This is a genomic window from Eisenbergiella massiliensis (assembly GCF_003435485.1).
The window spans coordinates 48,228-64,096 of record NZ_QVLV01000005.1 but is presented as its reverse complement, the minus strand read 5'-3'; the positions used below and the strand labels follow the sequence as shown (position 1 = coordinate 64,096).

Here is a 15,869-nt window from a genome sequence, read left to right as displayed (position 1 = left end):
GCGCAGCCGGAGTGAAGCCACTGCGGATGATGGCGGAAAATACGGAGAAACAGCAGGTATTGTTATGGAAGAATTATACAAGCTTTTGCAAGAGAGCCTGAATGAAAGGCTGTATCAGATAACGGCGGGAGGCCCCAGAAAAAAGGACGGAGCCGTCAGGCTGAAGCTGCGGCCTGTCATGATAAAGGACGAGCTGTGCTTTCAGATGGAGTGTTACCGGGGTAACCAGGTGTTCCACCGCAATGTAAGCGCTGCCGAAGCCATGGAGGAAATGGGAAAGGCCATGGAAGACAGCTTCCGGCAGCTGGATGTGGAAACCATGGATTTCCAGGCGGTGGCCCTTGTCAGTAAGAAAGGGAAAATAACAATAAAGAAGAAAAAAAGCGGAGGGGAAAAAGCGAAGGAGCTTTCCCTTTCCCATAACAGAGCAAAAAAATATATTCTGGAGGAAGGAAAGCAGGTTCCTTTTCTTGTGGATCTGGGTGTGCAGACTCAGGACGGCAGGATTGTGAAGAGCCGTTATGATAAATTCAGGCAGATTAACAGATTTCTGGAATTTATTGCGGATATTATGCCTATACTTCCTAAAGACAGATGTGTGCGCATCATAGATTTCGGCTGCGGCAAAAGCTATCTGACCTTTGCCATGTATTATTATCTGCATGAGCTTTGCGGCCTGGATATCCGCGTTACGGGGCTGGATTTGAAAAAGGAGGTCATCCGGCATTGTCAGGAGCTGGCGGATAAATACGGGTATGAAGGCCTGGAATTTTTGCAGGGTGATATTGCGGATTATTCCGGGGAAGAAAAGGTGGATATGGTGGTCACGCTGCATGCCTGTGATACGGCTACTGATTATGCTTTGTATAAGGCCGTGCGCTGGAATGCGGAGGTTATCCTGTCCGTTCCCTGCTGTCAGCATGAGATGAACAGGCAGATCGCATGTGATATTCTTAAGCCCGCACTCAAATACGGACTGGTAAAAGAACGGATGTCGGCCCTTCTGACGGACGCGCTGCGCGGAAACCTGCTGGAGGAGGCAGGCTATGACACGCAGCTGCTGGAGTTCATTGATATGGAGCATACGCCGAAGAATATTCTTATCAGGGCGGTAAAAAGGAAGGGGACAAAGCCGGCGGATACCGGCATACAGGAAATGACGGACTTCCTGCACGTACATACCTGCCTGCAGGAACTTTTGAAGCAGTAAAGGAAGCGGAATGAAGAAAACAATTATTAAGGGCTGCGTGTTTGCGGCGACATTTATCGTGGTGCTGATTGTCAGCAGCCTGTTTCTGAACAGAGGAAATACGGATATGACAGCGGAAATGAAGCTGCCGGAGCTGCCTCTTGTCTATGTAAACGTGGGAGAGCAGCATGTGAATATGATGCGCGGCTTTTTAAACGCCATGGATGAACAGTATATGAAGGAAAGCGTTATGCCCATTGAGTCGGATAGAAGGCTGTCCTTCAGCGTAAAAAAGTACGGGCAGTCCGTGGAATCCCTCGCCTTTGAGGTGCGCAGCGTGGACGGCAGCCGTCTGGTGGAAAATACGGAAATCACCAATTACCGGACGTTGGGGGATACGCTGACGGCGGATATCGTCCTGAAGGATCTCATTGAGGAAAAAACGGAATACGGGCTGACCTTTCTCGTGAATCTGGAGGATGGCAGGTGCGTCCGTTATTATATGCGGATTATTCAGGCGGACGGCTACGGCGTAGAGGAAAAGCTGGAATTTGTGAGGAATTTTAATGAGGCAACCTTCAGTGACGGATGGCCGGGCGAGTTTGGCAAGAATCTGGAGCCGAAAAGCGACGCCGATAATACTACGCTCAGCCGGGTAACGATAAACAACACGGCGTCCCAGATTGGCTGGGCCGGGCTGGAGGTTGAGCAGATAACGGAGCCGGTTTTCACCATCCGGGAGATTTCGGAGGAGACCGCATCCATCACGGTGGAATATCTGGTAAACTACATCCGGCAGGGCAGGGAAACCTATGCCTCCGTGGAAGAGGTTTACCGTGTCCGCCAGGGAACGGACCGTATGTATCTGCTGGATTATGAACGGCAGATGAGTGAAATTTTTGCGGAGGATAATTCTGCCTTTGTGGGAGATAAGATCGTGCTGGGCATTACGGATCCGCATGTGGAAATGATGGAGAGCGACGGCGGCAAAATACTTGCGTTTGCCCAGGCCGGCGTGCTTTACAGCGTGAATGTGACGGATAATAGGCTTTCCAAGCTTTTTTCTTTTTACGATTCTGAGGGAAGGGATGAAAGAACCTTCTACAGCGGGCATGATTTTAAAATCCTTCAGGTGGATGAAGCGGGAAATGTATTTTTTATGGTATACGGCTATATCAGCCGGGGCCGCAGGGAAGGTTATACCGGCGCGGAAATCTATCTGTACAATAATTCCCTGAACACGGTGGAGGAGCTGGCATTTATCCCCAGCGCCAAATCCCCGGAAATCTTTGAGGCGGAGCTGGAACGCCTGGCCTATATCAACGGTAAGAACGAATTGTATCTGCTGATGAATAACCAGATTAACTGTGTGCATCTGGATCGGCAGACGGTGGATGTGATCGCGGAGAATATGAGCGGGGATACCTACCAGGTATCGGACAGCAACCGTATGATCGTGTGGCAGAATGAGGGGAAAAAATATGCCAGCAGCAGCCTGACCCTGATGAACTTAAACAGCGGGGAGCAGATGAAGATAGAAGCGGGAAGCGGCAATTATATCATGCCTCTTGGCTTTATGGGGGAGGATGTGATATATGGCGTGGCGAGGCAGTCGGACGTGATTCTTGATGATACGGGAACCATGATTTTTCCCATGTTCCAGGTAAGAATACAGGATGAGAACGGAAAAGTGCTGAAAACCTACGAAAAAGACGGCTTTTATACCACGGACTGCAGTATTAACGGAAATCAGATTAACCTGAGCCGTGTGGAAAAAGATGGGGAAGGTAATTATGCGGCCGCGCCCAATGATCAGATTGTGAGCGGGGCGGCAGAGGTAGTCAAGAGCAATAAGGTTATCACCATTCCGGTGGATGATTTTGAAACCATAACCGAGATACAGATGAAATCGGCTCCTGACAGCAAGAAGCTGAAGCGGCTTACGCCTAAGGAGGTTCTGTACGAGGGCAGCAGGGAGATTCAGCTGCCGCAGGCGGAGCAGCCTATGGAAAGCTATTATGTATATGGGCCTGACGGGGAGGTGACCATCCTTTCCACTGCGGGAGAAGCCATCAGCCTTGCCTATGAAATCAGCGGCACAGTCACCGGGGAAAGCGGCGCTTATGTATGGCGGAAGGACAAAATCAATACCAAGAACCAGATTATGGCCATTGAAGCTTCGCCGGTAACGGAGGACAAAAACAGCCTGGCAGTCTGTCTGGATACGATTCTGGCATATGAAGGTATTATGAGAAACTCGGAATATATGCTTACCCAGGGCAAGACGGTGCAGGAGGTGCTTCAGGAAAACCTGGAGAACGTGCAGGTGCTGGATCTGTCCGGCTGCACCCTGGACAGCGTGCTTTATTATCCGGACAGAGAGATTCCCGTACTGGCCATGCTGGGCGACGGCAATGCAGTGCTGATCATCGGTTTCAATGAAAAGAATGTGGTGCTGATGAATCCGGAGACGGATAAGGTATACAAAATGGGCATGAACGATGCGGCAGACTGGTTTACGGAAAATGGCTGCCACTTTATATCCTATGTGAAAAAATAACAGCCGGCGCCTGCGGGCGGCCCGGTCCGTGCACTTTTTTCTTTAGATTATTTTCTTAAGATTAAGGGTGTACGGACCAGACTGACCTGTGGGAAGCCGGCTGCAGGTATATTCCGGGAATACGCATAAAATGGCTGTTTCCGGGCAATGCAACCGATAGTTGCGGTGATGAAAAGCAGAATTGGTAGTGCAACTTTGGCTAAATCCCTTATAATGCAAGCCAACAGAAACGATAAATTTTTTAACACAGCAGGAGGTTATGTTATGAATATTGAGATCGCCAACAGGCTTGTAAATTTAAGGAAACAGAACAGTCTGTCCCAGGAGGCGCTGGCGGAAAAGCTGGGCATCAGCCGTCAGGCGGTAAGTAAATGGGAAAGAGCTGAAGCATCGCCGGATACGGATAACCTGATTCTGCTTTCACGGATTTACGGAATTTCCATGGATGAGCTGCTGCGGACGGAGGATGAGATCCCCATGCCGGAAAATGCAGAGATGCCGGAGATTGAGGAAGCAGCGCCAGCACCGGCTGGGGACGGCGGCCCTTTTTCGGGAGACGCTGCAGAGACAGCGGCGGATGGACGGTGGAACACACCGGAATATGTACATATCGGCCTGGACGGAATCCACTGTAAGGATAAGGACAGCGAGGTGCATGTGGGCTGGAAGGGGATCCATGTGGTGGATACGGAGGATGAGGTGCACGTGGATTCCAACGGCGTCTATGTCAATGGTGAAAAATATGACGGCAGATATCTCTGGGAGCTGGCCAGGCCGGAGTTCCCCTTTGCGGTTCTGGTAATTGCAGCCTTTATCGTTATTGGCGTCCTTACCGGGGCGTGGCATCCGGCCTGGGTAATCCTCCTTACGATTCCTCTGTGGCATACCTGTCTGGAAGCTTTCCGGAAAAGGGATATGATGAGGTTTGCCTTTCCTTTGCTGACCTTCCTTATTTTTCTGCTCCTTGGCATCTTCAAGGGGCTGTGGCATCCGGGATGGCTGGTATTTCTGGCAATACCGGTGTACTATGCCGTTGCGGATTATTTCAGAAGACTGAAGAAAGAAAGGACGAAAGAAGATAACCAGGGGGAAAATTATAAAGAAGAGGATTCTTCCTTATAAAATCCTTAGAATTTCCTGCTATCCTTTGAATTGAAAAAATAAGGGGAATGTATGACGGAGAGTTTACATTTCCCGGATTCAGGAGGCAGGTATGATGGAAAAAAGAAAGCAATGGAAGGGTTTCACGGATTTTCAGCTGAAGTGGCTGGCATTGGTATTGATGGTATTTGACCATATACACTATTTTTTTGAGTTTACGGGAAAGGTCCCGGAATGGTTTTCCATGCTGGGCAGGTTGTCGGCGCCGCTGTTTTTGTTCTGTCTGCTGGAAGGCTTTGCTCATACGCGGAACCGGAAAAAATATTTTCTGCGGATTTATGCCATTGCCGTGGGCATGGGAGCGCTGCAATATGTATTTCTCAGCTTTGTGAGACGGCCGGATGGGTTTGTGCCGCAGAATCAGATGCTGGCTACCTTTTCCATTCTGCTGGTCATCCTGCAGGGGATTGAATGGTGCAGACAAAGACAATGGCTGAAGGGTCTGTGCGCGGTATTGCTGCCATTGTTGTGGCCGGTGCTTGGAATGGGGCTTATATATCAGGTTCCCGCTTCCACGCCTGTGGTGCTGATTCTGCACTATACGGTCCTCCCCATGCACACTGCAATTATGGATGGCGGAACATATTTTATCCTGGAAGGCCTTCTTCTTTACGGATTGAGGAAAAACAGGGCTCTGCAGGCTGCCGGTTTTTTTGCGGCGGCGCTGCTGCTGGAGGGGCTGGCGCCCTTCCTGCTTACTCCGGGAGCGGAATTCCGGATGCTTTTTACGCAGATGTATGGATGGATGAGCGGTTTTGCCGCCATACCGATGTATCTGTATAATGGAAAGCGGGGAAGAGGAAATAAAAAGCTGTTTTACTGGTTTTATCCGGCCCATGTATATGTACTGTACGGGATATCCTGGGTGATGCAGATTTTCTAATGGCAGCAGGAGTGAAAAGCGATGGCAAGAATAATTGTGGTGGATGATTCGGAGGATATCTGCCGTTTATTAAAAAGAGCCCTGGAAAAGGATGGACATTCTGTAACGGCGCTGCCTGATACGCAGGAGCTGGATGAGAAGCTGTGCAAAGCGGCGGATCTGATTTTGCTCGACGTGATGATGCCGGGAGAGGACGGCGTGGCTGCCTGCGGGCGGATACGCGCATTTACAGACTGTCCGATTCTGTTTCTTACGGCCAGGGGAGAGGATGAGGATGTGCTGAACGGGCTGGGTGCGGGCGGGGATGATTATCTGACCAAGCCCTTCAGCGTTTTACAGCTTCGGGCAAGGGTGGAGGCGCATCTGCGCCGGGAACGCCGGGTGCCCTCTTACCGGTTTGTTTCCGGCGGCCTGCGCTTTGACCTGCAGGCGAAAAAGGTATATGCCGGAGAGCAGGAGCTGAGTCTGACCAGAAGCGAATATATGCTCTGCGAGACGCTGGCCAGGCATCCGGGGCTGGTATATACGCGGGAGCAGCTGCTGGAAGAGGTCTTCGGATTTGACAGTGATTCCGGGGAGGCGGCGGTGACGGAGCATATTAAGAACCTGCGCGGGAAGCTGGCCTCCTGCGGCAGCGCACCGATAGAAACAGTCTGGGGAATGGGATACCGATGGAACAGCGAAAAAGCATAAGTTTAATTTGGATTCTTGTAAAATATATGATTCTGTGCATCCTGGCGGCAGGCGCTGCTTTCCTGGGCTTCTGGGCGGGGATGAGCCTTCTGCTGGGTTCCGGTGCGCTGTACGCCGCCAACGCCGGGGAGCGTATGGCTCAGGAGGCCGCGGCGCGGATGGAACAGGAGGGGATAACAAAGGAGCTTGTGCCGGATTTATGTGGATATGTGATATGGGAAAAGGGGAGCCTTGTGGATACTGACCTGAACGGCAAAGCGCTGCGTGCTGCCGGGAACTATCGGGAAAACGGAAAAAACGCATCCGGCCGGTTTCATATTTCGGTCAAAAATGGGGAGAAAGAGGCGGTGCTGCAGTATACCTTCCATATGCAGCTTGCCGATCCGGCATGGAGAAAACGGATACCAGGCTTTGAAGGGCTTTATATGACTTTCTGGGGCACGTTTTTTATCGGCTCCCTGGTACTGCTTACATTTCATTATGTAAAGGTGATTAAGGCCAGGCTGAGGGTGCTGCAGGAGGCTGCGGTCAGCCTGGCCAGAGGAGAACTGGAGCGTCCGCTTGGGAATCCGGGGATCCGGGAATATAACGAGGTGATGAGGGCCATGGAACAGCTGCAGGCGGCACTGCGCCAGTCTCTGCAGGAGCAGTGGAAAATGGAACACAGCAGAATCGCGCAGACAAGCGCCCTGATCCATGATTTGAAAACACCTCTGACAGTGATTGACGGAAACACCCAGCTTTTGGCGGAGACTGAGCTGACAGCGGAGCAGCGGGAATACGTGGATGCTGTTCTGAAAAATACGGCGGCAGCGGGGGAATACCTGGAACGGCTGAAAAAAATTGCCCGCAGTCCGGCAGAGGGCGCAGCGAGGAAGACAGCAATGTCCGGGGAGCATGTACAGGCAGAACTGATTCGGGAAGCTGAAGAGCTTTGCAGGGTATATGGGCTTACTGTGAAGGGAGATAAGACAGAGCTGCCGGAGCTGGAGGCGGTTTGGCAGGATATAAAAAGGGCCGTGCTGAACATTGTCCGCAACGCGGCGGAGCATACGCCCCGGGGCGGGCAAATATACCTGCAGTTTATATGGACGGTGCCCTGGCTGGAAATACTGGTCACTGACGGAGGGCCGGGATTTACCAAAAAGGCGCTGCGGCATGGCCTGGAGCCAATGTACACAGAGGCGGAGAGCCGTCCCCAGAACGGACATATGGGCATTGGCCTTGCTTTTGCCCAGGAGACGGCCAGGCTTCATGGAGGAAGCGTGCGGCTGTCAAACACGGAGGAAGGGCATGGCCGGGTAAGCTTCCGTATCCGGCCGGATTGAAACGGTAAATGGGTAAAAGAGAAGGAGAAGAGATGAAGGTGAAAAAACTAATTTCAGGGGCGGCCGGTATTGCGGGATGTATAGCAGGGGGCATGGCAGTGGCAGCAGCGGTGAATAAAGCGCTTGCCCGGCAAGAGGAAAGACATTTGACACCTCTCGGGAAAATAATTGAGGTGAACGGCCATAAAATGCATGTATATGGGGAAGGCGCGCGGACGAAGGTGACATGTGTATTTTTATCCGGTGGAGGGACGATTGCGCCGGTCTATGATTTCAGGCCTTTGTACAGACGGCTTTCGCCTTATTACAGATGTGTTGTGGTGGAAAAGGCAGGGTATGGATATTCGGAAATCTCGGCAAAAAGCCGAAGGCTGGATGTCATGCTGGAGGAAACGCGCCGGGCGCTGATCCTTGCGGGGGAAAGAGGGCCTTATGTGCTTTTGCCGCATTCCATGTCCGGACTGGAAGCCATATATTGGGCGCAGAAGTATCCGCAGGAGATCAAGGCGATTATCGGGTTGGATATGGCATTTCCGGAGGCGTACGAAAAAGCGGAAAATGCAGGGAAGGGGATCGGTCTGCTGAGACTGGCAGCGATGTTAGGATTGCACAGGCTGCCGCTTTTCTCGTTGGCAGCTGACGATGGACTGACGGAAGAAGAATACGCGCAGGCAAAGCTGCTGGCAAAACGGAATTTCATGAACAGGTGCATAGCGGCGGAAACGGATATTGTATATGAGAATGCTGTCTTGGTTGGAAAAAGCGGATTGCCGGAGGTCCCTTTTTTACTGTTTTGCTCCGATGGGAAGGAAGTGGCTGATTTCTGGGTGGAGCTTCAGCGGGAATGCGCTCAGAAGCTGCAGGCAGAGCTGATCGAGCTTCCCTGCGGCCATTATATCCATCATTTTAAGGCGGAAGAAATAGTCAGCGAAATACGAAAGTTCCTGGAATAGGGATCTGCAGCAGAAATCTATAAAATGAATGTAACACAAAGGCGCTGCCGCGACACACAAAGCTGAGCGAGAAGTGTGTTCATTCGGCAGCGCCTTCGGGGTTATTGCCCCTTTGTTTATAGCTTTTGGAATATATCTGATATAAATCGCCGATACTGCATTCCCTTATTATACTGTGCCGAAAATCTGCGTTTTATATTTATTCAGCACCGCGGCAAGTATGAGGCCAAGCACCCCACAGGAAATTATCTCGCCGGCTGTAACAGTTACGAATGAGAACCAGAGAGGTTCGATTCCGTAAGCGTATTTCAGTACCAGAGGTACAATAACAGCGTTGGCAATAATGGGAGGGAGCACAGCCAGGAAGCGATTGGATTTCAGCTTATAAGTGCCAAACGCGCCGATGAGTGTGGCAATGGAACCGAAAATGATATCCGGCAGGGCGCAGCCTGTGAGCACGTTGCTGATAATACAGCCAATAAATAAGCCGGGAATACCCGCTGTGGTGAAAATCGGCAGAATGGTAAGTGCCTCTGAAAAGCGGACCTGCACTGCATAGTTGGCAAGGCCGAAGGCGTTGGCTATAAAGGTAAGCACAACGTAGAGAGCGGCAATCATTGCCGCCTGGGTCAGGAAGTGAATGTTCTTCTTTTGCATTATTCTGTTCTCCTTTAGTTTTGTTTTTGCGCAGGCTGTGAGGAAATCTTTCGTCATGTTTGCATGAGCGAAAATTCGACGAGCGCTGCGACAGCGTGCAAATTTATTTGCACACTGAGGTCAGGAAGGTCTCGAACTGACCGGTTATTTGCCATAAATCCTTGAAACATTGCTTGAAAAGGCTTTGTTTATAAGATTTTACGGCTTTTTTAGTATAGCAGGAAAAATGGGAATGTCAAGGGCTGGCCTATTTTTTTCCTTTTGACTTATTTTTGAGGAACAATAACGGAGATGTTTTTGATGGAGGATTTATTTCTTGGAAATGTTGCAATCTGACGCAGGGAGTGCTATTATAATGACATAGAAGGTGCTGCCGATAGACGGTTGCCCTTGAAATTAAACAAAAATAACCGCTTAGTTTCTCAGGCTAGGGCGGTTATTTTTTGTGTGAAATCTTGTAAACAAGACCAACAATAGCAACGATTAATAATCCAAATTGAAACAATTCATCATATGTAACCATGGCCATCCCTCCTTTCCGGAAAGCATTGCTTTCTTGTAATTGGAGGGCACGCCCTCCAATGAAGAAGAGCAACCGCCTACCGTGTAGGGTAGCACCGTAATCATTATAGTAGAGAAATATGTTGAAAACAAGCGTAATGATGTAGAAAAATAAGCTATTTGACGAAGCTTTGTAAAATTACAAATGTTATAAAGCTTGGCAGGACAGCCTTAATTTTTAAAAAGATATTTTTCCAATATTCCCGCCGTCCTGGACTGATACATTATATTAAACAGACTGCTCATCCAGCAAAGCTTCGTATTTCGCCTGCGGCATGGGGCGGTAGAATACATAGCCCTGCACATAATCACATTCGAATTTTTTCAGGTACTCCACCTGTTCAGGAACTTCAATTCCTTCTGCGACCGTACGGATATTAAACTTATGCACCAGCTCAATAATACTCCGTACGAGATCCAGGTCTCTGGAATGATCATTGCTTTCCAAAAAGAAGTAGCTGTCTATTTTCAGAACGTCAACAGGGAGCTCCTTAAGCAGGCTCAGGGAGGAATAGCCCTTTCCGAAATCATCAATAGAGCAGGAGAAGCCATTCGCCTTCAGGCTTTTTACGATCGCAAGGAGAAAGCCGGTATTGTCAAATACGATGGATTCCGTAAATTCGATTTCAAGGAGCTGAGGGGGAATATGATATTTATCCCTTATTTCCACATAGCGTTTGACGAAATCGGGATCATAAAACTGCAGCCGGGAAACATTGACGGAAACAGGAAGGGCGGTTTTCCCTTCATCAAGCATATGGCGGAGCCAGCGGCAGACCTCTTCAAAAACATACTGATCCAGCCTGTGTATCATAAAATTGCGTTCAAAAACGGGGATAAACCGATCTGGCGGAATAATTGTGCCATCTGAAGTCTGCCAGCGTACAAGTGCCTCTGAACAGCCGATTCTGCCGGTCTTCAGTTCCACCTTTGGCTGGTAGTAAACAAGGAACTCGTGATTCTTCAAAGCGTCGTGCATCTGGCCCTCCACATTTTTCTCTTCCCAGAGATGGCGGCGGATGCTTTCGTTATAGAATACATAATTATGATTGGAGCCGTTTTTCACCGTTTTTCTGGCGAAATTGGCCCGATCCAGATAACCTTCTATTTTCAGGTCTTCGACCACATCCTCCAGGCAGCAGATTCCGCAGTTTGTGGCAATGGACTGGCTGGAAGGAGAACTGTGCATATATTCGGTAATCTGCTTGTCCGCCCGTCGCTGTCTTGAGGCTACCTCTTCTTTATCACTGTAATGGAGGAGAAGCACAAAATTATCGGCGGTAACCCTGCCGCAGATCTCGTCCTCCTGCAGGCCGGTGCGCAGAATTTCTCCGTAACGGGAAAGGATACTGTCCCCATAGGCGTACCCAAATACATCATTGATATATTTGAAATCTGTAAAATCCGTATAGACCACAGCATATTTTTTGTTTCCGGCATTATCCAGTAAAAGCTGGGCTTTTTCTTTAAAGCTTTCGTACTGATAAATCCCAGTAAGCGGATCACGGTGGGTCAAGTCACTCAGCTGCTTGTTTTCGCTTTCCAGGAAAGTGACTTTTCTGGAAAGGGCCAAAAAGAGGAGCCCCCATACAAGAAGCATTGTTGCAAACATGCCAATACAGATGGAAGAGAGCATATGAATCTGGGCAGAGGAATAACGGTCAGCGCTAAAAACGGTCTCGTTGGCCTGGGTGAAATAATCCTCGCTCAATTCAAGCAATTCATTTCCGTCAATGGTTCCCTGCCTGAACTCCATGATGGATTCCTTCATACGCGTCCACATATCGTTCAGGTTTTCCAGATCCAGCCGGTAATCGCCGTCTTTAACCAAAGGAAGATCATAAGGACCGTTTCCGGTCAGAAGTTCCTCAAGAATTTCGTCAAGATAGTTTATGAGTTCGTCGTTTGGCTCGTGCGCCAGTTCCAGCTTAACCAGCTTTTGCGAGGCGCCCCGCACGATACCCACATAGTTGACAAGCTTTCCGTAAGACTGCGCCTGGATTATAGTGTGAATCGTAACTGTACCCAATAAAACAAATAACAAAAATAAGACCACCAGCCCGCCTTTGAAATAACGCTTCATTTTTCCCCCGCCCGCTTTCTTTCTCAGCTAAATGATGCCCATAATTTAGTTCAGCCATTACACATAAAGCTATTATAGCAGATTACTTTCATAAAGTGTAATTAATTTTCTGATAAGGAAACCCCTGAAAGAAGAACCTGAAAGAGAACCCGGAAAGAAAACCCGGAAAGAAAACTCTCCGGAAGGAACGCCTGATTACGTTACAAACAAAAACAGGCCCGCACACTGCAGAGGCATGCGGGTCTGTTTTATTATGAAATCGGCCAGTTATAAAAATACATATTACAGCTGATTTGCACGATATTTTGCAAGCAGCTTCTGAATCTTTTCATTGGGATCCAGCAAATCGCTGATGGAGGTATCGTGATTCAGCGTGTCGATTAAGTAGGCGACATATTTGCTCATATTGCAGTTGATATACCATTCCCGTTCCAGCAGCTCGGGTGTCTGGTAAATCAGGTTGGTGGTCAGGACACGGTCGATGTTTCCCTCCTCATAGGCTTTATCGAAGCCTTCCAGGCCGTTGGTGAAAAGACCGAAGGTAGAGCAGATGAAAATCTTGCGGGCTTTTCTTTTCTTCAGGGCGGCTGCCACTTCCAGAACGCTTTCACCGGAAGATATCATATCGTCAATTACGATCACATCCTTGCCGTCCACATCAGAACCCAGGAATTCATGGGCAACAATAGGATTGCGGCCGTTTACAACGCGCGTATAGTCCCTGCGCTTGTAGAACATACCCATATCCAGGCCGAGTACGTTGGCAATATAGATTGCGCGTCCCATACCGCCTTCATCGGGGCTGATTACCATCATATGATCGGAATCAATCTGCAGATCCTTCTGATCGCGCAGCAGGTTCTTAATGAACTGGTATGCAGGCTGTACGGTTTCAAAGCCGTGCAGGGGGATGGCATTCTGTACCCTCGGATCGTGTGCGTCAAAGGTGATGATGTTGTCCACGCCCATTTTTACAAGCTCCTGCAGTGCAATGGCGCAGTCCAGGGATTCACGGCTGGAGCGTTTGTGCTGCCTGCTTTCATAGAGGAAGGGCATAATTACATTGATTCTTCTGGCTTTGCCGCCTACGGCGGAAATGATTCTTTTCAGATCCTGGAAATGATCATCAGGGGACATATGATTTTCATGCCCGCATAAAGAATAGGTCAGACTGTAGTTAACCACATCCACAAGAAGATAAAGGTCCATACCGCGCACGGACTCCAGAATGACACCCTTTCCTTCACCGGTGCCGAAACGCGGCACTTTGCTTTTCAGGATGTAGGAATCGCGCTGATAGCCGGAAAAAGCAAGGCTGTTTTTGTGCTCGCTTTCTCTTTCCTGACGCCATTTAACCAGGTAATGGTCTACCTGTTCTCCCAGCGTCTGGCAGCCGGCCAGAGTGATAATACCAAGAGAGCCTGCAGGGATTGTTTCTAGGTTTCTTTTTTCTTCCGCCATGGAATGAGTCCTCACTTTCTGTTCGTTAGTCTTTTTTTACACATTCGTATATCCGGTCCTGTGAGCTTGCAGAATTCAAAATTGCTTGTGATTCTTGAAAAAATACGGTCCTGATAACGTTCCTTCAGCTCAGGAAGGGAAAGGTTGGTGGAAATAATCATGGACTTTCTGCGGATCAGCCGTTCGTTCAGGCATGTAAAAAGATGAGACAGGGTAAAAGGCGTGCTTTGCTCCGTCCCAAGGTCGTCGATGACCAGCAGATCACAGTTATACAAGTCATTATATAAGTAATCCAGGGATTCCTGGTTCTTATAATCAAAAGCGTTGCGGGAAAGGGTGTCAAAAAGGCTGGAAGCGCTGAAATAAATAACAGAATGTCCGCTTTCTATGCTTTCCCTTGCAATACAGTTACTTAAAAATGTCTTTCCGGTTCCTACGGTCCCGTAAAAGAAAAGATTGCTTCCCAGACGGGAAAAGCTGCGGGCAAAATCCCGGCATTTATTGACGGCCGTCTGAAATGCGGCCAGCTGTTCCCCTTCAAAAAAATCGTAGGAAAGGGTGTCAAAATTTTCTTTTTCCAGCACATCCTTTAATTTGGACTGCTGATAAAGAAGCTCTATTTCCGCCTGGCGGAAGCAGTGGCATTTCTTCCCATCCACATATCCGGTATCCCGGCAGTCAGGGCAGTCAAAAACCGGCTCCAGAAAATCGGCGGGAAGGCCCGCAGCATTCAGCAGCCGCTGTTTGTCCTTGGTCAGTTTATGCAGGCATTCTTTCAGCTCGGACAGGGCGTTGGGATCACCATTAAGCATCTTCTTTCCCTGGGCAACGGAGAGGGTTGCCACGGATTCGTCCAGTTTCTGATACCCGCTTACATGGGTATAGACATAATGAATCCGTTCGTCACGCAGATGGCGGTTTTTGGTCTGTCTCTGCTCATACAGCCTCATAATGGAATTGTATTGGGTATTGGTTAAAGCCACGGCTGTTCTCCTTCAAATCACGGATACTGACGGTCGGACTCAGTTGCGCAGAAGCTCCTGCTCCAGGGCGTCGTAATCATAATTGTTCTGCATAAAACGATTGTACTTATCTATGGAACGGTCGGACGTCTGTTTTGCAGGCTTGGTCTTCTGGAAGCCTTCATCCAGCTTGGCAATGTCGGCCAGATGCCGCACGCCAGCCTCTTTCCATGAAAGTAAAATCTTATCCGCATACTCAAAACGGTGCCTGTCGGTAGCCAGTACGGTTCTTTCACAGGCCTCTATAATAATATCTGTTTCGAAGGTATATTCCTCGCGCCAGCGGCGGATATATTCCGCTTCACGCCTGGTGGGGGCATTTGTCTTGCCCAGGGCGTTCATGATGGTATAAACACATTTATCGTAACGGCTGGCATGGCCTTCCGCTTCAACAGGAGTGGATACATGGGCTTCAGCCCAGCTGATTGCCACCTTTTCGATATAACGGAAATCCTTCTTGCCGCGTTCCACGCAGTACTGCAGAAGATAATCAATCAGATCGTCTGAAAAATGCAGGCCGTCCGAAAAGAAAAGAATGGATTTCATATCGGCGGGGCTCAGCGTTCTTCCCAGGTACTGTTCCGCAATAAAAAGGAGCTGTGCCGTGGAATCTTTTTCCTGAAAGGCCTTCAGCTCGTCCAGCGAATAGGCGGGTTTGACGAAAGCGGAGGAAGCGGCTGCAGCGGGCTTGTCCTCTTCAGAAGCAGGCGCATTCTTTGCAGAGGGAACCGGCGCCGGTGTTTTCATGGCTTCGGCCTGGACAGGCTTCTGCACGGACGGCTGCGGCTCTGCCTTATCGTCCTGCCTGGATACGAGAGAAACAACAGGAGCCTTGGGAGCTTCTGCGGCTTCCCTGGCTTCCAGCGCAAGGAGATGAATGCCGCTTAAATTCCTGTTACTGTCGTATTCCAGGGAAAAAACCCTGCATTTCTCCCAGTATTTGAGAGCGCGCATGACATCCTTTTCCGTGTGGTTGAAGGTGTCGGCAATTTCAGAAATACTGAAAGCACGCCCTGCATTCATCATGCGCAGGATAAAAAGATAGATCTTCAGCTGCGCATCATTGGCGTCCGCCATATATTCATCAATAAAGCGATTGGATACGATGGTCGCGTCAATATAGTTATCCTGGTAAATCCTCAGACAACTCATAATCTCACCTATTTCTTCTATTATTAACCAAGACGTAACCGCTCAATACCTTCACAGCTACATCAAACCGCACAAAAGCCGGGCGGCTTTGTGCATTTCATATTTTAAGCAAATGCATTATATCATACGAATGTGGAAAAAGAAACAGTCAAATTGCCGAAAAACC

The 15,869-nt window shown here is 49.2% G+C and carries 12 protein-coding genes; 7 read left to right on the top strand and 5 right to left on the bottom strand.

Annotated elements, in window-relative coordinates; all coding sequences use genetic code 11:
• Positions 1 to 64 precede the first annotated feature (64 nt).
• From DXC51_RS08885 to DXC51_RS08855, 7 genes are all read left to right on the top strand, one after another.
• Entirely contained in the window at positions 65 to 1,210 is a 1,146-nt protein-coding gene (locus DXC51_RS08885; protein WP_117544309.1) for a class I SAM-dependent methyltransferase, read from the top strand.
• 10 nt (positions 1,211 to 1,220) lie between these two features.
• Positions 1,221 to 3,749, top strand: coding sequence for a hypothetical protein (locus DXC51_RS08880; RefSeq protein ID WP_117544308.1), 2,529 nt, complete (start codon positions 1,221 to 1,223; stop codon positions 3,747 to 3,749).
• 264 nt (positions 3,750 to 4,013) lie between these two features.
• A complete protein-coding gene (locus DXC51_RS08875; RefSeq protein WP_117544307.1) occupies positions 4,014 to 4,871 on the top strand; it encodes a helix-turn-helix domain-containing protein in 858 nt (285 codons plus the stop codon).
• A gap of 91 nt (positions 4,872 to 4,962) precedes the next feature.
• A complete protein-coding gene (locus tag DXC51_RS08870) occupies positions 4,963 to 5,793 on the top strand; it encodes a TraX family protein (RefSeq protein WP_117544306.1) in 831 nt (276 codons plus the stop codon).
• A 21-nt stretch (positions 5,794 to 5,814) separates the two neighbouring features.
• Complete coding sequence (locus DXC51_RS08865) at positions 5,815 to 6,486, top strand: response regulator transcription factor (RefSeq protein ID WP_021634393.1); 672 nt, start codon at positions 5,815 to 5,817, stop codon at positions 6,484 to 6,486.
• Positions 6,465 to 7,814 (top strand): sensor histidine kinase, encoded by a 1,350-nt coding sequence (locus tag DXC51_RS08860; RefSeq protein WP_117544305.1) that lies wholly within the window; start codon positions 6,465 to 6,467, stop codon positions 7,812 to 7,814. The genes DXC51_RS08865 and DXC51_RS08860 overlap by 22 nt, the downstream gene beginning before the upstream one ends.
• 32 nt (positions 7,815 to 7,846) lie before the next feature.
• On the top strand, positions 7,847 to 8,767 hold the full coding sequence (locus DXC51_RS08855; protein WP_181970070.1) for an alpha/beta fold hydrolase: 921 nt from the start codon (positions 7,847 to 7,849) through the stop codon (positions 8,765 to 8,767).
• A 168-nt stretch (positions 8,768 to 8,935) separates the two neighbouring features.
• On the opposite strand, the gene DXC51_RS08850 is transcribed toward DXC51_RS08855, so the two are convergent.
• From DXC51_RS08850 to DXC51_RS08830, 5 genes are all read right to left on the bottom strand, one after another.
• On the bottom strand, positions 8,936 to 9,424 hold the full coding sequence (locus DXC51_RS08850; RefSeq protein ID WP_021634396.1) for a QueT transporter family protein: 489 nt from the start codon (positions 9,422 to 9,424) through the stop codon (positions 8,936 to 8,938).
• A 790-nt stretch (positions 9,425 to 10,214) separates the two neighbouring features.
• The gene (locus tag DXC51_RS08845; RefSeq protein WP_102290392.1) at positions 10,215 to 12,068 is read right to left on the bottom strand and encodes a putative bifunctional diguanylate cyclase/phosphodiesterase; all 1,854 of its coding nucleotides are present in this window, start codon (positions 12,066 to 12,068) and stop codon (positions 10,215 to 10,217) included.
• A gap of 282 nt (positions 12,069 to 12,350) precedes the next feature.
• Positions 12,351 to 13,529 (bottom strand): ribose-phosphate pyrophosphokinase, encoded by a 1,179-nt coding sequence (locus DXC51_RS08840; protein WP_021634399.1) that lies wholly within the window; start codon positions 13,527 to 13,529, stop codon positions 12,351 to 12,353.
• Positions 13,530 to 13,540: 11 nt separating this feature from the next.
• A complete protein-coding gene (locus DXC51_RS08835) occupies positions 13,541 to 14,512 on the bottom strand; it encodes an ATP-binding protein (protein WP_025487650.1) in 972 nt (323 codons plus the stop codon).
• Between the two features lie 39 nt (positions 14,513 to 14,551).
• Complete coding sequence (locus DXC51_RS08830; protein ID WP_117544303.1) at positions 14,552 to 15,703, bottom strand: DnaD domain protein; 1,152 nt, start codon at positions 15,701 to 15,703, stop codon at positions 14,552 to 14,554.
• Positions 15,704 to 15,869: the final 166 nt, after the last annotated feature.

Bases quoted from the DNA above. Each gene is read 5' to 3' on its own strand.
- DXC51_RS08865 (WP_021634393.1), top strand. From the start codon at position 5,815: ATGGCAAGAATAATTGTGGTGGATGATTCGGAGGATATCTGCCGTTTA.
- DXC51_RS08860 (WP_117544305.1), top strand. From the start codon at position 6,465: ATGGAACAGCGAAAAAGCATAAGTTTAATTTGGATTCTTGTAAAATAT.
- DXC51_RS08855 (WP_181970070.1), top strand. From the start codon at position 7,847: ATGAAGGTGAAAAAACTAATTTCAGGGGCGGCCGGTATTGCGGGATGT.
- DXC51_RS08885 (WP_117544309.1), top strand. From the start codon at position 65: ATGGAAGAATTATACAAGCTTTTGCAAGAGAGCCTGAATGAAAGGCTG.
- DXC51_RS08880 (WP_117544308.1), top strand. From the start codon at position 1,221: ATGAAGAAAACAATTATTAAGGGCTGCGTGTTTGCGGCGACATTTATC.
- DXC51_RS08845 (WP_102290392.1), bottom strand. From the start codon at position 12,068: ATGAAGCGTTATTTCAAAGGCGGGCTGGTGGTCTTATTTTTGTTATTT.
- DXC51_RS08875 (WP_117544307.1), top strand. From the start codon at position 4,014: ATGAATATTGAGATCGCCAACAGGCTTGTAAATTTAAGGAAACAGAAC.
- DXC51_RS08850 (WP_021634396.1), bottom strand. From the start codon at position 9,424: ATGCAAAAGAAGAACATTCACTTCCTGACCCAGGCGGCAATGATTGCC.
- DXC51_RS08870 (WP_117544306.1), top strand. From the start codon at position 4,963: ATGATGGAAAAAAGAAAGCAATGGAAGGGTTTCACGGATTTTCAGCTG.
- DXC51_RS08840 (WP_021634399.1), bottom strand. From the start codon at position 13,529: ATGGCGGAAGAAAAAAGAAACCTAGAAACAATCCCTGCAGGCTCTCTT.
- DXC51_RS08830 (WP_117544303.1), bottom strand. From the start codon at position 15,703: ATGAGTTGTCTGAGGATTTACCAGGATAACTATATTGACGCGACCATC.